Raw genomic sequence first — 22,304 nt, forward strand, 5'->3', positions numbered from 1 at the left:
AGATTTCAAAATCTGAAAGGAGAATATATATGTCTACTAATCAGCAAAATGAATCTAACAAAACAAATCTTGATTTCTTAAATCAAGAATTTATCAAAAATCCTTTTCCAGTATACAAAGAAATACGTGAAAAGGATCCAATCTTTCGTTTTCTTATGCCAAATGGTCAACATGCTTGGATCATCACAAGTTTTAAAGATGCTTCGTTAGTAATAAATGATTCTAGATTTGTAACAAACTATCCAGTAAATAACGATGAAGATGAGTCCAATCTTCCCCCACATAAAGCGATTATCTCCCGTAATTTGCTTAGTGTAAATCCGTCTGATCATCGAAGGCTTAGACGTTTAGTGCAAAAGGCTTTTACACCTCGTATGATTGAACGACTTAGAGGAAGAATTGAGGAGATCACCGTTGATCTTTTAGACGGAGTACAAACAAAAGGAGAAATGAATCTTATCGAAGATTTTGCTTTTCCATTACCGATAAAAGTTATTTGTGAAATGTTAGGTGTCCCTGTAAAAGACCAATACAAATTTCAAGAATGGTCAAATTCTTTAATGGAAAGTGTTAATAATCCTGTATTATCTCAGCAAGGTGAAGAAGCAACAATTGCTTTTGTTGAATACCTTCAGGACTTAATTGAACAAAGAAGAAGATATCAACAGGATGATTTAATTAGTGATCTTATCAAAGTTGAAGAAGAAGGAGATGTCCTTAGTGAGCATGAGTTATATGCTTTGGTCTTTGTACTAATTATAGCTGGCCACGAAACTACTGTTAATTTAATAGGAAATGGTGTTCTTGCATTACTGGAATTTCCTGATCAAAAAGAAAAGTTGATTAGTAATCCCGATCTTATCCATTCTGCTATAGAGGAAATATTACGTTACAATGGTCCAGCCGAAGTTAGTAATGTTAGATGGGCAATTGAAGATGTAAGCTTTGGTGAGAAAATCATTCGAAAAGGTGAGATGGTTTTTATTGCTTTATCATCAGCGAACAGGGATCCAAGTGAATTCATCAATCCTGATATGTTCGATATTACTAGAGAAGTAAACAATCATCTTGCTTTTGGAAAAGGTGTTCATTTCTGTCTGGGAGCGCCACTAGCTAGGTTAGAAGGGGAAATAGCCATACGTGAATTGCTGCAAAGAATGCCGGATATTCGATTGAAGGATACGGAAGATTCCTTAGAGTGGCGTCAAGGTATGATTATACGTGGGGTTAAGGAAATACCAATTATTTTTTAATAAACTAAATAGCGTTACTCATTCGTTTGAGATTTTTAACATCATGAATGTGAAGCCTTACTGTCTATTGCGAAAAATTTGTTTCAAATATAATAAAAAAACTTTTTTGCAAGAATAGGAGAGATAATGATGAATCTACAGGGGAAAGTTGCCATTATTACGGGAGCTGCCGGTGGTATTGGTAAGCATGTATCTATTCGGCTGGCAGAAGAAGGAGCATATTTAGCTCTTTGTGATATAAACAATGAGGCTTTAATAAATGTGAAAGAACTTTGTGAAGAGAAGGGCGCAAAGGTAGTAGCAAAAGTGGTGAAGTTAGAAAGTTATGAAGAAAGTGAAACATTTGTTAATGAAGTAATCTCAGAATTCGGGGAAATCAATGTTTTAATTAATTTAGCTGTAGCCATAAAAACACCTCATTCTTTTTTAGATCATACAATTGACACACTTGATTTGGCGTATCAATCGGGTCTAGTTTCTACTTGGAACATGATGAAAACTTGTTATCCATATTTAAAAGAAACGAAGGGTAATATTATAAACTTCGGTTCGGGCGCAGGGGTTATTGGTGAAGAGGGGTATGCTGCCTATGCTGCAATAAAAGAAGGAATTCGTGGATTATCACGTGTTGTAGCTCGTGAATGGGGGAAGGACGGTATTACAGTAAATATAGTGAATCCTTCTGCAATTACTGACAGTATCAAACAATATTTAACTACCTTACCTGAAGAACAAAGAGATCCTGAAACACTTGGATTTCAACTTGGTGCAGTTGGGTACTTTGGAGATGTTTATAGGGATATAACACCTACTATTTTATTTTTAGCCTCTGATGAATCAAAATATGTAACGGGACAGACATTTAACGTAGATGGTGGAACAATTATATTACCTTAAATTTTATAAGAAATAGAGTAGTAGGCTACTTCCAAAAGTTATGAAAATGGCTGTTGGGAGCAGCTTTTTTTATATCAACTTCCATTTTACTAATAAAGATTATTTATTGCCTTTTTAACATCATAAAAAAATAAAAGCGTTTGCATATAACAAGCAATAAAAATCTTAATTTTCTTCTATATCCGAGGGTGGTTTTTGATTAATCTGTAATCAATTGGTCATTAGAGAACTTCTAAAAAAGAAATAAGGAGTATGGAAATGAATATTGTTGATATAAGAAATATGATTGAAAGATTAACATTAGAAGAAAAAGCATCATTATGCTCAGGTGAAGACTTTTGGACAACAAAAGGCATTGATCGTCTGGCCATTCCTTCAATTCTTATGACAGATGGGCCTCACGGACTCAGAAAGCAAGAGGGAGAAGCGGATCATGTAGGTTTAAACCAAAGTGTACCTGCTACATGTTTTCCATCAGCTGCAGGGATGGCAAGTTCTTGGAATCGTGAACTAATACAACAAGTTGGTAAAGCTTTAGGAAAAGAAAGTCAATCTGAAGGTGTCTCGATTCTACTAGGTCCTGGTGCGAATATTAAAAGATCTCCACTATGTGGTCGAAATTTTGAGTATTTTTCTGAAGATCCTTACTTAACAGGAGAAATGGCGACCGCTCATATTAATGGAGTTCAAAGTCAAGGTGTTGGAACTTCTTTAAAACACTTTGCTGTTAACAACCAAGAGCATCGTCGTATGACAACAGATGCAGTAGTAGATGAAAGAACATTGAGAGAAATTTATTTAACTGGCTTTGAAATAGCTGTTAAGAAGGCTCAACCATGGACTGTTATGTCAGCTTATAACAAGCTTAATGGAACCTATTGTTCTGAAAACGAATATTTATTGACTAATATTCTTAAGAATGAATGGGGTCATGAAGGAATTGTTGTGTCTGACTGGGGAGCAGTTAACGAGGCAGAAAAAAGTGTCGCAGCGGGAATGGAACTGGAAATGCCATCTAGTTATGGAGCTGGGAAAAAACGAATTATTGAGGCTGTTCAAAACGGTATGTTATCCGAAGAAGTATTGGATGAGTCGGTTGAACGTTTGTTGAAAATTGTGTATAAAGCAACTTCTTCTCAAGTAAAAGGAATGAACTATGATAGAGAAGCACATCATTTATTAGCAAGAGAAGTTGCGGCAGAATCTATGGTTCTATTAAAAAATGAAGATCAGATTTTGCCTTTAAAACCCGGTAGTCATATAGCTGTAATCGGAGATTTGGCAGAGCATGTACGTTATCAGGGAGGCGGAAGTTCTCATATTAATCCAACTAAAATGGATGCTCCATTACAAGAAATAATGAAATTAGCAGGAGACCAAAGTAAGGTAACTTTTACGAGGGGCTATGATGTGAACATAGATGTTGCAGAGGAAAATGAACTATTACAAGATGGAATAGAAAAAGCGCAAGCAGCTGATGTTGTGGTTCTATTTGTTGGACTTCCTGAAAGGTATGAATCAGAGGGATATGACAGAGAACATTTGCATATTCCGCCAAATCAAATCGAGTTAATAGATTCAATTGCATCAGTACAACAAAACATAGTTGTTGTGTTAAGTAACGGCTCCGCGATTGAGATGCCATGGCTTGATAAGGTAAAAGGAATACTTGAAGGGTATTTAGGTGGTCAAGCAGTCGGAGGAGCCATTGCTGATTTATTGTTCGGAGTGAAGAATCCAAGCGGAAAGCTTGCGGAAACTTTTCCAGAAAATTTGAAGGACAACCCTTCATACCTATACTTTCCTGGTGAGGGTGATCGAGTTGAATACCGTGAAGGTATTTTTACTGGATATCGTTATTATGATGCAAAGGATGTTTCTCCGCTTTTTCCATTTGGATATGGCCTTAGTTACACTAGCTTTGAGTATTCGCAGTTAACGATTGATCATAGACAAGCAACAGATCAAGATATAGTAAAAGTTAATGTAACGGTAAAAAATACAGGAAATCAATTCGGAAAAGAAATAGTTCAATTATATGTACGTGATATTGATTCGAGTATTACACGACCTGAAAAAGAATTGAAAGGTTTTGAGAAGGTAGCTCTACAGCCAGGTGAAGAAAAAGTTGTTACCTTCCATCTAGATAAACGCAGTTTTGCCTATTACAATACTGAACTGGCAGATTGGCATGTAGAAACTGGCGAGTTCGAAATTCTTGTTGGAAAGTCTTCGAAAGATATTGTTTTAAAAGACACACTCACTATTCTGTCAACAGAAGAAATAATACCTGTATTTCATCGAAATACAACTCTTGGCGAATTAATGAAAAACGCTAAAACAGCTCCTATATTACAACATTTACAAAGTATGATGGGAGAAAGTGCTGAGGTTGGACCCACTGATTCTGTTTCAGCTGAAATGATGGAAGCCATGATGAGATATATGCCTTTACGTGCACTAATTGCATTTTCAAAAGGGAAAATGAGCGAAGACATGCTAGAACAATTAATATACCAGTTTAATGAAGCAGTAAAAAATAAGTCAATAAATGAAGATGTTACTATAGGAGGTCAACACAATGTCTGATTTATCTAATTGGAATATAAAATTATTACTTGAAAATAAGAAAGCGTATAAAGTTTTAGAAAAATATATCCCTGCTTTCGTTAATGAACCAAACTTTAGTATGGCAGGTCAATTTACACTGGATCAATTTGCAGCACTGCCACAAGTGGATTTTCCTGTGGAGATGTTAGAAGTAATTAAAAATGAATTAAAAAACATCGAAATAGAAGAAAGTGAGATAGATATAAAGAATAACCAAGAAGAAACTTTGTCTAAAAATAAAGAGTTATCCCTTCAAGATAAAGTTATTGTCATAACAGGTGCTGCAAGTGGCATTGGGAAAGCGAGTTCAGAGCTATTAGCTTCAAAAGGCGCAAAAGTAGTACTCGTTGATTTTCAACAGAATGCTGGACAGGAAACCTTGAAAGGAATTTTAGATAAGGGAGGAGAGGGAATCTTTATCCAAGCAGACGTTTCCAAGAGTGAGGATGTTCAAAACTATCTTGACCAAACGATTCAAGCATTCGGTAAAATTGATGTGCTTTTTAATAATGCAGGGATTCTCCAAACTTTTTCACGTTTTGCAGATATTGAAGATGATCACTTTGAAAAGATTATAAACGTTAATTTAAAAGGCGTTTTTTTAGGTATGAAATACGCCTTGAAAATTATGGATGAGCAAGGCTATGGAAACATTATTAATACAGCCTCTACCACTGGTATAAGAGCAGAACATAGTCTGGCTGCCTATACTGCAAGCAAACATGGGGTAATTGGTTTAACGAAAGCAGCAGCTCTAGATTATGTAAGACGCGGAATTAGAGTCAATGCAATTTGCCCTGGCGGTGTTGCAACAGCTATTACAGCGGGTGTTCCTCAACAGTTGCAGGAAACAGGTTATATGCCAGAAGAATTTCCAAACATGCGTATAGGGCGTTATGCTGAACCGCATGAGCTGGCTGAAGTAGTTGCCTTTTTATCTTCAGATAGTTCTAGTTATATGACAGGTTCAATCCTATTAGCGGATGGTGGATTAACTCTGTAATAAGAATAGTATTTAATAGAATAAGTGAAAGATGTTAATAAGGCATATATAACTTAACAGCATCAACAAAGGAGCAGTTAGATTCGAGGGATGAATTTTCTGCTCCTTTTGATTTTTTAGGCAATATATATCAAAAATATAGGAGAATGAAGGAGGAAAATAACATGATTAAAAATACGTATCATTTATGGACAAAAGAAGAGTATAACTACCCGATTTTCGGGAATTTCATACCGAATGTTGTCTCTTATATTCACGATGAGGATGATCACAAAAGACCTGCAATGGTCGTTGTTCCTGGTGGGGGGTACAGTATGGTGTCTCCAACTGAAGGAGAACTTGTTGCTAAAGAGTTTTATCACAAAGGATACAATGCTTTTGTTATTACGTACACAACAAATCTATTAAAGAAAATACCACTAAAAATGCAACCATTAATGGACTTATCCAAGGCAGTTGCCTTTCTTCGGAAAAATGCCGAAATGTTTAATATTATCCCAGATAAACTAACGATATGCGGATTTTCAGCGGGAGGTCATCTTTGCGGAAGTCTTGCGGTTCATTATCATGCAAAGGAGTTAATGATCGGTAATGAATACGAGGGTATTAGCAATCGGCCAGATGCAGTAATCTTATCTTATCCGGTTATCTCTTCTGTTTCTCATTCACACAAAGATTCGTTTATAGCTCTCTTAGGAAAATATGCAACAAAAGAAGAATTGGAGTACATGTCATTAGAAAAACACGTAACTGAAAACACTCCACCGACATTTCTCTGGCATACAGCAACCGATGAACTTGTACCTGTAGAAAATAGTTATGTATTTGCTGAGGCTTGTAAGGCAGAAAAGGTTCCTTTTGAACTACATGTGTTCGGTAATGGAGGGCATGGTTTGTCTCTAGCGAATGAAGATTGGGCTAGCGGTAATTATGAAGGGAAGTATACTCTGCAGCAATTTTTAGAAACATTGGAGTTTTGTATAGTGAATAGGATTGAATTGTCACCACCTTTTAATAACTTGAGAGAAATACCAGAAGGAATAAGTGTGAAAGAGGCCATTATTCAAGGAATGAGAGAATTTACACCGCCTACTAATTCAGACGAAGGTATAGCTATTTGGCCGATTCTTGCTCATAATTGGTTGAAGAAAGTATTGAGTTTTTAATGTAATTTATTTACGTTTATCTTGTGTATTATTGTTGATTAAATATAATTTGATCACATACCCCAAATTGCACAGTATTTGCACAGACTTAATTTATTTCATTGAATTTAATTAACTTATTTTACAATCACTAGCCAAAAACGTTGATTTATCAATACTTATTTAATGCAGTTATATTAGATTTAACTCTATTAATTCCTCACCCAATTTTGACAGGGTAGGGGTCGGGGGTTCGAATCCCTCTCGGATCATCAGAGTGAGAAGCTTCAGTTCCTTGTTATTAAGGGACTGAAGTTTTTTTTGTTTTTACCTAAACTTATTAATATTATGATTTAATACGTTCGTATTCGATGTTACATTACATGATTTACTTACATGACTATAATTATATGTATTTTTCTCCACTATCGATAAGTGTTATTAACGCGTCTTGTTGGATGATTAACTACTTGGAGGGGGTGAAAGGCCATAACATTTGTAGATTAGTTAAATTTCGTTAGGAAGGAAGCACATCTCTGTTTTCTTCCATTGACTATCAATCTAGTAAATGATTATTATTACTACAAGAGTTTATAATTTATTATCTTAAAAAGGGGGGAGACTAATGAACTTGGTAATTAATGTTTCAAACCACTTAATTGATAATGCAGAATCACTTGCGGAAGAAATCGTTAATGGTGTTTTGTTTAGCTTAAAAATAGAAATCCCTCTGTGGGAAAAAGAACAAGCAATAGAAATGTATATTAACTTTATAAATTTTTTAGGTAATTCTCTTATGATCGAGGAAGAGAAAATACCTGAACCACTTATTGAATGGAGTAAGAATAATGCAGCAAGACAAGTATCTCCCAATGGGAAAATTTCAGAGATAGTGGTTCGATACCCAACAACAAGGGAAGTTTTTACTGATATAATGACGAAAATTAGTATTGATATTGGGCTTTTATTAGAAGATTATGCTTTCATTATTAAAAGGATAAATAATATGTTGGACATAAGCCTCAATGAAACGGTTTTTGCATTCGAACGCCTATCCGACGATTACAAGGAGGAGACGCAAAGAGAAATGGCTGAACTATCAGCACCTATTGTATTGATTAAAGAAGGTATTGCGGTTCTCCCTCTGATTGGTATTATCGATTCATATAGGGCAAATCATATTATGGAGAAAGTTGTACCAAAAATAGCTGAACTACGGATTAACTATGTAATTTGTGACTTCTCAGGTATATTGATAATTGATACAGATATAGCGCGTCATCTGCATCAAATAGGACAAATGCTTAATTTGTTAGGGATCCAAACCCTGACAACAGGTCTACGCCCTGAATTAGCAAAAACTGTAGTAAAAAGCGGAATAAAAATGTCTGAAATTACTACTTTCGCAAACGTAAAGCAAGCATTAGATAGCCTCCATCAATACTAAGTAGTACATAGGTTGGGGAAAATTACATTTTTTATTTTAAATGGTAATAACTTGTTTGAAAACACAAAAATTAGTTGACAAAACACTATAATATGAATATAGTCTGATTAATATTAATAGTTCTCCTAAAGGGGAGTAGCTTTTACAGCAAAGTCGTCATTTCGGAAATTTTTTATTTCTCGGCTTTGTTGGCAACGATCCCTTGTTAGAAAGACCTTTACCAATTGGTAGAGGTCTTTTATTGTTTGAAAAGCCTTTACCGATACTGGTAGAGGTTTTTTTTATGGAGACGAAAAAGATTTTATTAAAAATAACTATACAAAAGGAGTGTGCTAAGGTTAAACAATTAGTTTAAGACTTTGATCGTTTGGAAAAGGTTTTATAGAAAAATGCATGTCTATATATAGAATGTATAATTTAAAGGTTTAAAGGAAAAGTAAATTGGAACTTTCAATTTTAATGGAGTACGGTTGGGTATTGATCTTATTAGTTGCGCTGGAAGGCTTGTTAGCAGCAGATAACGCCCTTGTTTTAGCAATCATGGTTATAGCATCTCCCAGAGGAAGAAAGAAAAAGGGCCCTCTTTTACGGCCTCACAGGTGCTTTTGTATTTCGTTTCGGTTCATTATTTGCTATTTCGTTCCTAGTAGATGTATGGCAGGTGCAAGCGATAGGTGCTCTATACCTGTTATATATTGCTATAAATCATATTGTAAGGAAGCTTGTATTTAGAAAGAAAGATGAAAAAAATAATGAAGAAGAGAAAAGAGGAAAATCTGGTTTTTGGGGAACTGTCTTCAAAGTCGAATTAGCTGACATTGCATTTGCAGTTGACTCCATTTTAGCTGCAGTAGCTTTAGCTATGACACTCCCAAACACAAATCTCCCACAAACTGGTGGAATGGATGGCGGTAAATTCCTTGTCATTTTTGCTGGTGGAATTATGGGCTTAATTATTATGCGTTTTGCCGCAAACTTTTTTGTGAAGTTACTTCATTAAAGGCCAGGCCTAGAAATTGCGGCTTTTGCAATTGTCGGATGGGTTGGAGTGATGCTGGCTGTGTTAACATTAGGACATCCTGATGTTGGCGTACTTTCTTATGAATTTGCACACTCCACTGAATGGAAACTCTTCTTCTATACTGTATTAATTGGAATTGCTGTTGCAGGTTGGTTCTTAACGAAAGAAAACAAAGAAGAAAGGGAAACTGTATAGGTGTATTTAATTGAATAATCAGCTACTATCATTAATTTTCCATTATCTTCTAAAGAGTATATAAAGACAGTAGGTGTTTTCAGACACCAGAAATTTAAATTTTTTGAAAATGAATTTTCAAGATCACTAGCAAATGAGCATATTCATACAAACAAGTGAAATAGGCTTATCTCGTTCTAGAATTATTGGGAAATTATCGACTTAATGTTTGGGTATTTTTCATATACACCTTTCAAAGTTTAGAAGTTATGACTGGTAAGGATACCAAAGTTCTTAATTTGGTATAATGCATATTAGGTGCAACCTAAATATTTCAAAATCAATATAAGGAACGGTGGAGATTTTTTGGAAAGTAGCATATTGGTTTCCATTATTATTGTTTTAATCCTCATTATAGCAAATGGTGTATTTGCAATGACCGAAATTTCAATAGTCACCTCCAAAAAGAACAGGCTTGAAAAGCTTAAAGCAGAAGGTGACTCACGGGCAGGTTACGCTTTAAAATTAGCCGAAAATCCGAATCAATTATTGTCAACTATTCAAATTGGTATTACTCTAATTGGTGTTATTACGGGAGCATTTGGCGGTGCTACAATAGCTGGGCAGTTAGCAGTTTATGTTGAAAAAGTTGATCTCCTTGCGCCTTTTAGTCACGAGTTGAGTTTTGCGGTAGTTGTTGGGATTTCCACGTATCTATCATTAATTATAGGTGAGTTAGTTCCAAAAAGGATTGGCATGGGTAATCCTGAGAAAGTTGCTTGTATAGTTGCTAAGCCAATGTTTTATTTCTCTAAAATTGGAAGACCACTTATTTGGTTTTTAAGTAAATCTACAGAAGTAGTACTGAAATTACTAAGAATCAAACCAAACGATGATCCTGAAGTGACAGAAGAAGAAATTACACAATTAATTGAACAAGGTGTTTATAGTGGAGTACTAGAAGAAATAGAGCAGGATATGGTTGAGCAAATTTTTGATTTGGGAGATAAATATTTGGGTAACATCCTAACTCCACGAACAAAAATTGTTTGGCTCGATTTAGAAGATTCGTTTGAAGAAAATATAAAGATAATGACAGAAAGTCCTTATTCGAAATTTCCTGTTGGAATAGGCAGCTTGGATAATTTTAGGGGAATAATCTATACTAAAGATGTTTTTTCAAAAGTAATGCTTGGGAAAGATTTTATATTAGAAGAGTGTATTGAAAAAGCCCTTGTACTACCAGAATCAATGAAAGTATTTCAATCACTAGAAACTTTAAAAAAGTCTGGTCAGCATCTGGTAATGGTCATAGACGAATATGGTGGAATTGAAGGATTGGTCACTTTACATGATATTGTAGAAAATATAGTTGGTGACATGCCTGAAGTAGATGAAGCAGAACCTCAAATTATTGAAAGAGATAAAACAACCTGGTTAGCTGATGGATTTGTTTCATTTGATGCTTTTATAAGGTATTTTGATTTAAAGGATGTATCAATCAATTTGAATAATAAGACCTTTCATACATTAGGGGGGTTCATTACAAATCAAATTGGGGATATACCTAAAGTCAATGATTTTGTAGAAGTCAAGGATTTAAAACTAGAAGTAGTAGACATGGATCAATTTAGAGTAGACAAAATTTTGATTTCAAGGGTCGAAAAGAAAGAAGAGTTAGTATAATAATTCTTATATACATGGCCATTAATATTAGCCGATATTGGGAGACAAACCTATTTAGTTTACCAAAAGGTATTTATATAAATAATGGAATCGATCTCTTTTTTAAAAAATATATCGATTTAGTTGTAAAATTAATCGAAATATCTATGAGAAAATGTAAGAATTATAACTTCTTTCCTATTTTCATCTTCCAAAACCGCGTGTGTTCATAGAACAAATTGCTTTTAATAGGGAAATCTTAAGAAGCTCGAAAGGAAATATTGATAACCTAAAGCAAAGGTCATTCTAATAAATGATCTTTGCTTTGGTTAAATGTTTTTATGTCAGTGTCTCTTCATCAACTTTCTTTTCCCTCGAAAGAAACCAGCCTAGGACAGCAATCAGTAATAAAACAGACCAAAATGTTATTTTCCAACCAGCAGATTTTGCAAATCCTTGTGGTAAATATGCTAAGTCTGGGTGAGATAAAGTATAAACAGCTAGTTTAACACCAACCCAACCTACAATAAGAAAAGCGGCAGTTTCAAGACCAGGCTTTTTGTGAAGAATACCGACAAAGAAGTTAGCAGCAAATCTCATAATAACGAGTCCGATGATTCCTCCTGCTAATATCACCAAAAATTGTCCACCATCTAAGCCACCAATTTGAGGTAATGGAGTTTCTGGTAATACAACAGCAAAGGCTACCGCAGCGAGAATAGCATCTACTGCAAATGCTAAATCAGCTAATTCTACCTTTAGTACTGTTGTCCAAAATCCAGAGCCTTGTTTTTCATCTCCTATTTTCTTGTTTTCTCCTTTTCTTAGCACAAACTTTTTAAATATGTGGTTAAAAGATAAAAGCAATAAATATAAGGCACCAATCGCTTGAACCTGCCATACATCTACTAAGAATGAAATAATGAATAGCGATCCAAATCTAAATACAAATGCTCCAGCTAGTCCATAAAATAATGCTTTCTTTCTCTTATCTTCAGGTAAATGTTTAACCATTATGGCAATAACTAATGCGTTATCAGCTGCCAAGATTCCTTCTAAACCAATTAAGACGATTAAAACCCAAAGGTATTCTAAAATGAGGGCTATATCCATAAATCTTCTCCTTTACAACTATGTTAATCATACTTTGGCTAATAGAAGGACTTTATATTCGATTTCATGGTAAAGTCTTTAAAATAAAGTTAGATTTTTATTTTTTTAAAACGTGCATATGAACTGTTTCAAAATTAAAAAACACTTACCCTATAGTAAGTTTTCCACACATAATCAGTCTACCGGCTATATCGACATGAATTTGCCATTGTGATAGAAGTGGAATAATTATGTTTTTACCTCTTCAAAGAAACAATGGTAAGTACTAAGGAGCGAACCCCAATTCCAACTACTATATAATACAAAAATGAATAAAGGTAATTCCACTTAATGTAATAGACTAAATGAATCCACTCACAAAAAGGCTCTCCTATAAAAGCGTAGATTAAAGCCATAATCAATAGGGCGATGGAGTAGGTTTTCCATGTTCTAAAATAATTGAATAATAACATAAAAGCAATAGGGACCATTGAAACATCAAATGGAAAGGCCCGAGGAATAACCGGTAAAAATTCAATAGGATATTCCCAAAAACTAAATTGTAAACCAACAGTATCTAATAATATGGTGATGATGATAATAATTGAACCATAAAGATATGATTCCACAAGCAAATCTCTTTTAGCAAGCTTAAGCCATATAAACCAAGGGACAACTAAAAAAATCAGTAAAATCCACCATTCCCATGATAAAAACTCGTTTTCTAACCACCCTCTAACATCTAAACGATAAATTTGGTCTTCTAATAAACGTATTTTATCCATGTTTTCAAAGCGCGCATCCACTTACATCACCTACTATGACTTTATGATATGTTTATAATAACCATAATGGGAAGGTATATTCGCAAAAATGAAACTTCAATTCTTGCAGAATAGTAATAGCTTATAGTTGTTCTAAATAGGTTCTTTTTTCCGATAGACAAGAGTATTAAATTGAGTTTATTATATATAATGTTTTACCAATACCTCTAAGATGGACTTCGTTTTATTTATTACCTAAAAATGCCTCACCATTCCCAAAAAATCCTGGGTCAATTTTATTAAAACCTTAGTGGAATGACCGGATGTAAAAAATCCCCTATTAATATCCTTAAAAATAATCTGTAAGTACTGGAGAGATAGCGTGAATAAATTTGGTTATGTTAAACAATTAGATGCATCTAATACAGGAATGGTTTATAAGTTTACAAAAAAAGAGGATGCTTTTATTCATACGTTGTGTGTAGGGGAGTTACTTTTTCATTTAGGTTTTACACAAGGTGATATTGTAGGGAAAACATTACATGATTTCTACCCAGAGGATTATGCCAAAATTAAACATCAATACTATTTGGAAGCATGGAAGGGTAATTTTGTTCAGTATGAAACCGAGATTAATGGGGTTTATCAAGTGGCCTCTCTAAGACCAGAAAAGAAAAATGGGAAAGTTGTTGAAGTGGTAGGATCGTGTATTGACGTTACAAAACATACTAAAAAGCAAAGTGCTGATCATGAATTAAAGACTTCTTTTATAAATAGCAATAAAGAAAAAAACAAAATAAAAAGTAATTTAATTATAAAACATTACAATAATATTGTTTTTATCCCATTAGTAGAGATCATCATTATTGAAAAAAGGGATAGAAAATCTATTATCCATACAATAAATAAACAATATGAATCTTATGAAAGTCTTACAAGCTTGTGTCAACAACTTGATAAAAGGTTTATAGAATGTCACAGGTCATATATCATTAATATGGATTATTTAGAAATGATTGAGTCCAAAGGTCAAAGCTATATTGGAAGGTTTAGCAATTATACAAAACCGGTAAAAATCTCAAAAAATAAGATACTTCTTATACAAACATATAAATCCTTATAAAAAACTTAGTAAATGATACTGAGTTTTTTATTTTATGCAATTTTTGTTCCAATTTATAAGATTCATGATTAAAACCCTATGAATTTGTATTGAATGATAAAGATCTATGTCTGAAAGGAGTTAGACAACAGTTTAAAAACTCCATAAGATACATAAAGTGGATTATTGTTTTCGTTATCTATAGGTGATAAACGAACATATTCTTTCACATTAATAAGATCTAGGATCGAATATTACTACTGAAAGGTTTGAAAATATGAAGCAAAGAAGTTATAAGCATTGGACAAAACTTGAGGAAAGAAAACTTATTGAGCTTAGGGAGAATAAGGGACTTAAATATAATAAGATCGCAGAATTAATGAATAGATCTCCACTATCTGTTGAAAAACACTATAGAAAGGTTAAAGCAATCTCATAATAGTTTACAAATAGATAGAAATCCAAATTCATTTGTTGGAGAAATGGAGAATTTATATTGATAGTAGAGGAACTATTTTCTTTAATAAAAATAGTTCCTCTACTAGGTTATAGGGTCGGTAAATTCATTGCTGTATTAATATTTTGTAAATTAAGTTGAATTTGTTCTTTGGTATCATAAGCATGATACCATCCTTTTGAGACCATATAGTTCGATATTTTTTCATGCATGTCGAGGGCTTCCTCTAGGTGGCGAGTAAGAGTGTGTTTAATTTCAGGCGTTCCTGCTTCAGTAACTGCCATTGCATAGTTTCTAACACCACTTTTTGCTGAAATCAATAAGTCAGTGGCTATGACTTGATCAGACATCGCATTCATTCCAGTTAAATTTTCTATCATTGAGTTCATGTTTATTCATCTCCTAACTAGTGCATTCCTTGTGCTTTAGATAAAATAGAAGAATATTCATCTAACTGACGACTTGATATCGTAATGTCCTGCTGCATGATATCTTTTAGCTCTTGATCGGATACGAGAGCTCTCATCGTTTTGGACTTTGTTAAACAGGTTGTTTTAAATGAGGCTATTTCCTGAACCTCAAGCACTTCATGTAAAGCATAATCCATCCTTAAATTCTCCTTCCTTATGGTTTTAATACGACTTTAATACAATTGTCTGTTTTTGTGTCAAAAATTTCATAACCACGTTTCGCTTCACTTAGTGGAAGAACGTGACTCACAACATCACCCGGATCAATCTTGCCAGTGGAAACTAATTCAAACATGTAAGGCATATAGTGGATCATCGGAGCTTGTCCTGAGCGTATGTTTACATTACGCTGCATGATATCTCCTAGTGGGAATCCATTATATCGACCACCGTACACACCTGTAATTTGGATGGTCCCTCCTTTACGAACGGCTTGGGAAGCCATAACAATTGCACTCATGGCACCACCTTGAAGCTTTAATCCCGTAGCTAGGAACTCCATTTCGGTCATTTTTCCATCCATTCCAACTGCATCAATGACAACATCCGCTCCACCTTTTGTGATTTCCTTCAGGTAACTTCCTACATTCTCATGGTCTTCAAAATTAACTATCTCAACTTTATTTGTACGTTTCGCATGTTCTAAACGGTACTTGACATAATCTACAGCAATTACTCGTTTTGCTCCTTTTAACCAACAAAACTTTTGAGCAAAAAGGCCAACTGGTCCACAACCTAGAACAATCACAGTATCTCCATTTTTTACACCTGCATTATCAACACTCCAAAAGCCAGTGGACATTGCATCTGCAATAACACTTAATTTCTCATCAGGTTCTTCACAGGTTTCTGGTATTTTAAAATGAGTAAAATTGGCAAAAGGAACTCTTAAGTATTCTGCTTGACCACCTGGGTAACCACCTGTAGTACCCGAATAACCGAAATAGGCCCCCATATCACCATTTTCATTTGAATTATCACATTGACTCTCAAGGTTGCTTTTACAATATTGGCATTCACCACAGGCAATATTAAATGGAATAATGACGCGGTCGCCTTTTTTCAATTTAGTTACTTCCGGACCAACCTCTTCAACGATCCCCATTGGTTCATGCCCTATCACATAGTCTTCTTGCATATTAGGAATCATTCCATGAATTAAATGTAAATCAGATCCACAAATTGCCGTACTTGTTACTTTAATAATCATGTCGTCAGGCTTTTGGATTTTTGGATCTTCAACTTCTTTCACTTCAACATTTTTGATACCTTGATATGTTACGGCCTTCATACTATATAACCTCCAATATTAATGTTCATCGGGTGTACGGTCAAACATACCTTTTCGATTGGTCTCAACAGGAAATAGATTCATGTTTCCAACCATAATTGTGTTATTTGCAGAAAGCTGATCCAATTTATATTGCTCTTTTAAATCATGTGGATGAAACCATTTTTTCTCAACCATAAGCTCCGTAATTTCTTGATGCATGGCGATGCTTTGCGTTAATTGCTTTCGCAACATGGCTCTTAAGTCAGGTGAAGAGGTTTCGGTTAAAGCCACAGCCGTATTTCTTACCGCCTCTTTTGCACGAATAAGAAAATCCATTGCAAAAGTTGTATCTGCAAGCTCAGGAACATGTAACGAATTTATTGGGTCTAAATAGTCATTGTTCAATGCTTGTAACCTTCCTTTCAGTTGATAATTGGCGTTGGACGATTTTGTGGGACAGGAGCTTCAAAAGGCGCACGCTGATAAATTGCCTGTAACTCATTAAGTGCCTGGATGGATTGATCAACATCTTTTTGCATTAAGTTTCTAAGGTCTTGATCAAAAGCTAGTCCTTGCATTAACTTTGATTTTGCGACACAAAGTGTTTTAAAGTTAATAACCTCATGTAAGTCCAAAGATTCGTGTGGAGCTAATTTTTGAGAATGCATTCAAAGTAATCCTCCTTTTTAATCTGGTGCTTGAGTATTTTTCCCGACATAGGATAATTAACTCTGAAAAAATATTTGTGAATTTGGTATAAAAATTTGGAGGCAACTTAGATGGTTTGATGTAGGATTTTAAAACGAAAGACTTTTTTCCATACTTTGTTGGTTTTTATGAAGATAGCGAAGTAATCAGATCAAAGACATTGAACAACTAATGGCCATAATTAAAAAGTTTGACACTATATTCCTTCAATAATGATTTATACAACCGGACTATTTAATTAGAAAAGCAAGCGTCTTTTACTGCTGAATTTACAAAAATTTCAAAAAACAGTGATGTAAATAATAACAAATTAAGAAAGTACCCAAATTTAATGAGTACTTTTCTAATCCTCATTCAGCTGAAAAATTAGGTTTATATAATTTGTGAAATATCCAAGTTATCCATTTGGATATTAATAGTACAATTATGTAACCGATAAATAAATGAAAGTAATTTATATTACCGTACATTCTAAAAAGACCAATATTTACTAATATAGGCTTTAAAATAAATGCAAATATAGCAGCTAGTATTATTGCGTATATGTAATAATTTTTCTGATTATTTAATGTCCATTGATAAATAAGCATAAAAGCCACTGGAACTAAGGAAGTGTCTAATGAAATGCTTGGCAGAGCAGGGATTACTTGATAAGGGTAATGCCAATAACCTCTATTTATGCCGTAAATATCGATAAAGGTAAAAAAAACATGAACGTTATATCCAAAAAAACCTATTAGAAATACTTTGCTCCGATCAATTTTGAAGTAAAGAATTATTAGTGGGACTAAAAGAATAGCAATTAGAATCCAAAATTGCCACGTAAGAGGGTTAGAGTAGTCTACCCAATAGTTAATTAAGGAATCAGTATTCTCTTTTCTATCATAAAGAATATTGTCAAATTCATGCAAACGATCCAATAATGGTTCCTCCTTATTTTCATTAATTATACCGTTAGTATAACCCCAAAAATTTTCCTTATTATTACTTCGAGCAAATTAGCATTACATTGAACAACTAGTCAATCCAAGATGAACGCCTTCTTGGTGCTAAAGCAATCGCAGTAGCACGTCCAATTCCTCTTCCAGCCCCAGTAATTAAGGTGTTTTTACCTTTTAATAAGACCATACTATCATTCCTTATTTAAAAATTTTAATAAACCATTACAAGATTTTCGGAAAAATAAACCGAAAGACCGCAAAGCTTTTCTGAAATCATCGCGGTCTTTCGGCTACTACATTCTTATGCCCAATGTTTATTCAAGATTTGCATGTCTGCCATACATTTTATTCGTATCTAATCCCTTTTTCTCCATAAACCTCAAAATGACAGCATCATAAAAAAGTAAAAGGGTTTGCTCAAAGAGTGAGCCCATTGGTTGGATTGTTTGATAATGACCCTCTGATTGGTCTTTTGGTGATCCAGTTAATTTAATTGTGAAATCTGCTAACTGCCCAATTGTGGACTCAGGGAATATCGTGACAGCTGCGATCTTACCACCAATGCTTTTAGCTTTTTCAGCCATAGAAACTAAGCTTTTGGTTTCTCCAGAACCTGAACCGATGATTAAGATATCATCTTTTTCAAAGTTGGGTGTGACTGTTTCGCCGACTACATAGGCGTCAATTCCCATATGCATCATTCTCATCGCAAAAGATTTGGCCATAAAGCCTGTTCTACCTGCACCAGCTACAAAGATCTTTTTTGATTCGAGTATCCCGTTTACAAGCTTTTCTCCTTCTTCGTTTGCAATTAAGTCTAATGAACGATGAAGCTCTTTTAGGATCTCAGCTAAATATTGAGTTGTTTGCATGTTAATTTAACCTACTGTAACCTTCATCATTTCTTGCATTTTAGCAGCAGCAGCTTTTTTATCTTCTTGTCCAGTAATACCGCCACCAACAATGATAAGATCAGGTTGTACTTTGATAACCTCTGGAAGTGTTTCTAATTTAATACCGCCTGCGATTGCCGTTTTTGCGTTTTTTACCACACTTTTGAGCGTTTGAAGATCTTCAAATGAGTTTTTTCCAACTGCTTGAAGGTCATAGCCAGTGTGTACACAAATATAATCTACACCCATCTCATCTAATTCTTTAGCACGAGCTGAAAGATCTTTCACCGCAATCATATCAACAAGTATTTTTTTACCTTGTTTTTTCGCTTCTTCAACTGCACCTTTAATGGACATATCTTCTGCAGCTCCAAGAATTGTAATAATATCAGCACCTGCTTCGGAAGCTTTCATCACTTCATATCCAGCAGCATCCATAATTTTAAGGTCAGCTAATACTTTTAAATTTGGGAATGCTTCTTTTACAGCCTTTACTGCATGGAGACCTTCATTAATTACAACCGGTGTACCGATTTCAACGATATCAATATGCTCCTCTACTTCTTTAACCAGTTCAATTGCTTCTGGAATGTTCACTAAATCTAATGCTAATTGTAATTCCATCTATAACCACTCCTAATAATTTTTTTTACATATTGAACAATACTAATAATCTCCATTGTTCATTTTTATTATTTCTTGCAGCTGAATCCAACATTTTCTCGTAACAATGTTACGGATGTTAGTATAATACGTAGTTTAAAAATGAGGAAGTACGCACTTTATTTTTACATAGTGACAAAAAGTATACTATTTGATATTCTATGAACCTTGGGGTGATACAGATGTCACGTTTAAATGAAAAAACGTTTAACTGTGAAAAAGAATTAACTCTTTCAGTTATTGGTGGAAAATGGAAGATGCTTATATTGTGGCATTTAGGAAAAGAGGGAACCAAACGATTTGGGGAACTCAAAGCTCTTATCCCAGGCATTACTCAAAGAATGCTTGTTAATCAATTGCGTGAGTTAGAAGAAGATCTAATTGTTGAACGAAAAGTTTATCCAGTTGTTCCACCAAAAGTAGAATATTCATTGACTGAACAAGGGAAAAGCTTAATGCCGATACTCGATTCTATGTATCAATGGGGGAAGACTTATATGGAAATTGTGATGGACACACCTGTAAATAAAACTACATCATATTAAGAGAATAGTTTCATGATGAAGAGAGTAGAACCACAAGCATTATTTAGTTGATACTTGTGGTTTTTACCTATCTAAATATATTGAATTTATAAACGTAGAAAGTGCTTGTCGTTATTAGCTATAGAACAAATTAATTGAATAACAAATTTCACTCAACCATATATTCACAGTTGACATCATTTACTGTAATGATTAAAGTTACAGTATAACTTTTAGGTGCTAAAATGAAAAACTCAACAGGAAATGTCCTGTTTCTGTCACTTAATATGGATGGAAACACTAAAAACAGCCTTAACTAATAATTTTATAAGGAGTGTCTAAAGAATGGTAATTCTATATACAACACCAAGCTGTACTTCTTGCCGAAAAGCAAAAGCTTGGCTTGAGGAACATCAAATAGACTATGTTGAAAGAAACATTATATCTCAGCCTCTTACAATTGATGAGATTAAATCGATTCTTCGCTTGACTGAAGAAGGGACTACTGAGATTATTTCTACTAATTCAAAAACGTTTCAAGATTTAAATGTGGATATTGAATCTCTACCACTTTACAAATTTTATGATTTAATCATGAAGCACCCACAAATGTTACGTCGACCAATTGTCCAGGACGAAAAAAGATTGCAAGTTGGATATAACGAAGAAGAGATTCGTCGTTTTCTTCCACGTAAGCTTCGAACATTTGTGAACATGAATATGCAAAGAGCTGCAAATTAAGATGAAATAGTTTGAAAATATTTATAGGTCTAAAAATCAACTAATCTTGACAATCTAATCTGTAACATTTAGTATTACAGTATGTTAATTCATCATCTAAATTATGTAAAAAATAGAAGACTAGTCACAAGGAGGCAGGCCATGAATAGTGATTTTACTCTTGCCGTTCATAGTTTAACATATCTTGCTTTACAGCATGACCGAATGTCAACAAGTGATGCTATTTCTGAGAGTGCTGGTGTCCATCCGGTTCGTATTCGTAAAGTCCTAAGTTTGTTAAAAAAACATGGATTTATTAAATCAAAAGAAGGAACAGGTGGCGGATTTATTTTTGCACTAGATTTAAGTGAAGTGAATCTTTGGGATATATATACAATTACTTCTGAAGGTGCCCTTCAGCCTAAATGTCCTGAATCAAATAAGCAATGTATTGTAGGCAAAAACATGCAACATGTCCTTTTTGCAATTTTTACAGGTGCAGAAAAACATCTTGGTACGTTTTTGAAGGATTATACGATAAAAGAAGTTGTGGACCTGATTAATCAAGAATCATAAGTGGCTGCAAAGGATTAATCTTCGCAGGCTGCTTTTTGATATAAATGTAATGAAAATAATTACAGTTCTATTCGACTTATCTATAAAAGAGAAGGATGTTCATATTTTAATAATCTAAAATCATGTAAGAAGGTGAAAAAAACATGTCATTGAATAATCATGCCAATTTAAAAACAGGTGATTGGATTAAAGGAAAGTTACAGGATGGAGAAATAATCATTGGTTATATCGAATCACTGGATTTTCCAAAAGGAACAGTAAGAGTATCTGTCATTAAAAGTGAAGCTGATGAAACAATTGGTAAAAAAATATCCATTTCACTTAAACAGGTTAAGAAATTGCCGATTTCTAAAGTGGTAAACAAGGAACAAATTCTTTTTCTAATAGATTTAGCGTTGTCAACTGGCGATGAGAACTGGTTTATCGAACTTTCTGCAAAGTTAAACTCAATGAAGCAGCTTGTTAATGAAGCTAAACATTAAATAGATTTGTCATTAGAAGTAGGATATGTTGGTGGATTTGTATAAAACAATTTTTGCTTACCTTATTTGAAGGAGATATGCAAATTTAGGTATAATGCAATCATCAGGAGAATCGAAAGTGGACAGTGGAAACTGCTTTGGATTGACAGGCAGCCACGCCTGTTATAGCCATGTCTCTTTTGATGTGTTACCGTTCTTAGATAGTGACACCTTTACAGGGAAAGTGGTCGCTGCCCTTCGAAATGAATTTTGGTGGACATTCAGTTTAAAAAAAGTAATTTGTATTAGTTAATTTGTAAGAGATAGTAATCTGTAGGAAACCGAGGCTTTTTAAGTAAGTCTTGGTTCTTCTCTAATAAGGACTAAACCCCCGAGTAACTTATCCAAAATTCCCCATAAATTCATCAATTCTAGAACATATTGT

23 protein-coding genes and 3 pseudogenes are annotated in these 22,304 nt (G+C 34.1%); 15 read left to right on the forward strand and 11 right to left on the reverse strand.

Going from position 1 to position 22,304, the window contains the following annotated elements; translation table 11 throughout:
• The first annotated feature begins 29 nt into the window (after positions 1-29).
• From HWV59_RS06455 to HWV59_RS06490, 8 genes and pseudogenes are all read left to right on the forward strand, one after another.
• Positions 30-1,253 (forward strand): cytochrome P450 family protein, encoded by a 1,224-nt coding sequence (locus tag HWV59_RS06455; RefSeq protein WP_175638361.1) that lies wholly within the window; start codon positions 30-32, stop codon positions 1,251-1,253.
• A gap of 129 nt (positions 1,254-1,382) precedes the next feature.
• Positions 1,383-2,150: an SDR family NAD(P)-dependent oxidoreductase gene (locus tag HWV59_RS06460; protein WP_235991671.1), complete on the forward strand. Its 768-nt coding sequence runs from the start codon at positions 1,383-1,385 to the stop codon at positions 2,148-2,150.
• A gap of 258 nt (positions 2,151-2,408) precedes the next feature.
• Entirely contained in the window at positions 2,409-4,739 is a 2,331-nt protein-coding gene (locus HWV59_RS06465) for a beta-glucosidase family protein (RefSeq protein ID WP_407941540.1), read from the forward strand.
• Between the two features lie 247 nt (positions 4,740-4,986).
• Positions 4,987-5,763: an SDR family NAD(P)-dependent oxidoreductase gene (locus HWV59_RS06470; RefSeq protein ID WP_235991804.1), complete on the forward strand. Its 777-nt coding sequence runs from the start codon at positions 4,987-4,989 to the stop codon at positions 5,761-5,763.
• A 164-nt stretch (positions 5,764-5,927) separates the two neighbouring features.
• Positions 5,928-6,929: an alpha/beta hydrolase gene (locus tag HWV59_RS06475; RefSeq protein ID WP_175638364.1), complete on the forward strand. Its 1,002-nt coding sequence runs from the start codon at positions 5,928-5,930 to the stop codon at positions 6,927-6,929.
• Positions 6,930-7,533: 604 nt separating this feature from the next.
• Positions 7,534-8,355: an STAS domain-containing protein gene (locus HWV59_RS06480; RefSeq protein WP_175638365.1), complete on the forward strand. Its 822-nt coding sequence runs from the start codon at positions 7,534-7,536 to the stop codon at positions 8,353-8,355.
• A gap of 441 nt (positions 8,356-8,796) precedes the next feature.
• Positions 8,797-9,571 (forward strand): annotated as a pseudogene (locus HWV59_RS06485) (TerC family protein).
• A 297-nt stretch (positions 9,572-9,868) separates the two neighbouring features.
• The gene (locus HWV59_RS06490) at positions 9,869-11,236 is read left to right on the forward strand and encodes a hemolysin family protein (protein WP_268921752.1); all 1,368 of its coding nucleotides are present in this window, start codon (positions 9,869-9,871) and stop codon (positions 11,234-11,236) included.
• 318 nt (positions 11,237-11,554) lie between these two features.
• On the opposite strand, the gene HWV59_RS06495 is transcribed toward HWV59_RS06490, so the two are convergent.
• Both HWV59_RS06495 and HWV59_RS06500 read right to left on the reverse strand, forming a co-directional pair.
• Positions 11,555-12,328, reverse strand: coding sequence for a TerC family protein (locus tag HWV59_RS06495; RefSeq protein ID WP_102232319.1), 774 nt, complete (start codon positions 12,326-12,328; stop codon positions 11,555-11,557).
• Positions 12,329-12,564: 236 nt separating this feature from the next.
• Positions 12,565-13,113 carry a CBO0543 family protein gene (locus tag HWV59_RS06500; RefSeq protein ID WP_235991672.1) on the reverse strand — a complete coding sequence of 183 codons (549 nt, stop codon included), beginning with the start codon at positions 13,111-13,113 and terminating at the stop codon, positions 12,565-12,567.
• 340 nt (positions 13,114-13,453) lie between these two features.
• On the opposite strand from HWV59_RS06500, the gene HWV59_RS06505 reads away from it, so the two are divergent.
• Together HWV59_RS06505 and HWV59_RS27505 are read left to right on the forward strand one after the other, a co-directional pair.
• Complete coding sequence (locus HWV59_RS06505) at positions 13,454-14,194, forward strand: PAS domain-containing transcriptional regulator (protein ID WP_175638367.1); 741 nt, start codon at positions 13,454-13,456, stop codon at positions 14,192-14,194.
• A gap of 256 nt (positions 14,195-14,450) precedes the next feature.
• On the forward strand, positions 14,451-14,612 hold the full coding sequence (locus HWV59_RS27505) for an SANT/Myb-like DNA-binding domain-containing protein (RefSeq protein ID WP_102232321.1): 162 nt from the start codon (positions 14,451-14,453) through the stop codon (positions 14,610-14,612).
• 107 nt (positions 14,613-14,719) lie between these two features.
• Here the strand turns inward: HWV59_RS27505 and HWV59_RS06515 are convergent, their stop codons facing one another.
• The 9 genes and pseudogenes from HWV59_RS06515 to hxlA form a co-directional block, all read right to left on the reverse strand.
• Positions 14,720-15,019 carry a spore coat protein gene (locus tag HWV59_RS06515; RefSeq protein WP_102232322.1) on the reverse strand — a complete coding sequence of 100 codons (300 nt, stop codon included), beginning with the start codon at positions 15,017-15,019 and terminating at the stop codon, positions 14,720-14,722.
• A 17-nt stretch (positions 15,020-15,036) separates the two neighbouring features.
• Positions 15,037-15,237, reverse strand: a complete 201-nt coding sequence (locus tag HWV59_RS06520; protein WP_102232323.1) for a hypothetical protein — start codon at positions 15,235-15,237, stop codon at positions 15,037-15,039.
• A gap of 17 nt (positions 15,238-15,254) precedes the next feature.
• Complete coding sequence (locus tag HWV59_RS06525; RefSeq protein WP_102232324.1) at positions 15,255-16,391, reverse strand: zinc-dependent alcohol dehydrogenase; 1,137 nt, start codon at positions 16,389-16,391, stop codon at positions 15,255-15,257.
• Between the two features lie 18 nt (positions 16,392-16,409).
• On the reverse strand, positions 16,410-16,778 hold the full coding sequence (locus HWV59_RS06530; RefSeq protein WP_102232325.1) for a spore coat protein: 369 nt from the start codon (positions 16,776-16,778) through the stop codon (positions 16,410-16,412).
• A gap of 17 nt (positions 16,779-16,795) precedes the next feature.
• The gene (locus HWV59_RS06535) at positions 16,796-17,041 is read right to left on the reverse strand and encodes a spore gernimation protein GerQ (protein WP_175638368.1); all 246 of its coding nucleotides are present in this window, start codon (positions 17,039-17,041) and stop codon (positions 16,796-16,798) included.
• Between the two features lie 390 nt (positions 17,042-17,431).
• The gene (locus HWV59_RS06540; RefSeq protein ID WP_175638369.1) at positions 17,432-18,001 is read right to left on the reverse strand and encodes a CBO0543 family protein; all 570 of its coding nucleotides are present in this window, start codon (positions 17,999-18,001) and stop codon (positions 17,432-17,434) included.
• A 90-nt stretch (positions 18,002-18,091) separates the two neighbouring features.
• Positions 18,092-18,209 (reverse strand): annotated as a pseudogene (locus HWV59_RS06545) (short chain dehydrogenase); the annotation flags it as partial.
• Between the two features lie 127 nt (positions 18,210-18,336).
• Positions 18,337-18,894: a 6-phospho-3-hexuloisomerase gene (gene hxlB, locus HWV59_RS06550; RefSeq protein WP_102232328.1), complete on the reverse strand. Its 558-nt coding sequence runs from the start codon at positions 18,892-18,894 to the stop codon at positions 18,337-18,339.
• 6 nt (positions 18,895-18,900) lie between these two features.
• Entirely contained in the window at positions 18,901-19,539 is a 639-nt protein-coding gene (gene hxlA / locus HWV59_RS06555) for a 3-hexulose-6-phosphate synthase (RefSeq protein WP_102232329.1), read from the reverse strand.
• Between the two features lie 221 nt (positions 19,540-19,760).
• Between hxlA and HWV59_RS06560 the strand changes: the two genes are divergently transcribed.
• The 5 genes and pseudogenes from HWV59_RS06560 to HWV59_RS26990 form a co-directional block, all read left to right on the forward strand.
• Positions 19,761-20,123, forward strand: coding sequence for a winged helix-turn-helix transcriptional regulator (locus HWV59_RS06560; RefSeq protein WP_102232330.1), 363 nt, complete (start codon positions 19,761-19,763; stop codon positions 20,121-20,123).
• A 324-nt stretch (positions 20,124-20,447) separates the two neighbouring features.
• Positions 20,448-20,843, forward strand: a complete 396-nt coding sequence (gene spxA, locus HWV59_RS06565; protein ID WP_102232331.1) for a transcriptional regulator SpxA — start codon at positions 20,448-20,450, stop codon at positions 20,841-20,843.
• 141 nt (positions 20,844-20,984) lie between these two features.
• Positions 20,985-21,398 (forward strand): RrF2 family transcriptional regulator, encoded by a 414-nt coding sequence (locus HWV59_RS06570; protein ID WP_102232332.1) that lies wholly within the window; start codon positions 20,985-20,987, stop codon positions 21,396-21,398.
• Positions 21,399-21,541: 143 nt separating this feature from the next.
• Positions 21,542-21,880, forward strand: coding sequence for an IDEAL domain-containing protein (locus HWV59_RS06575; RefSeq protein ID WP_102232333.1), 339 nt, complete (start codon positions 21,542-21,544; stop codon positions 21,878-21,880).
• Positions 21,881-21,968: 88 nt separating this feature from the next.
• Positions 21,969-22,149 (forward strand): annotated as a pseudogene (locus HWV59_RS26990) (phosphogluconate dehydrogenase (NAD(+)-dependent, decarboxylating)); the annotation flags it as partial.
• Positions 22,150-22,304: the final 155 nt, after the last annotated feature.

Origin of the sequence: Metabacillus schmidteae, assembly GCF_903166545.1 — a bacterium.
Lineage (GTDB): Bacteria > Bacillota > Bacilli > Bacillales > Bacillaceae > Metabacillus > Metabacillus schmidteae.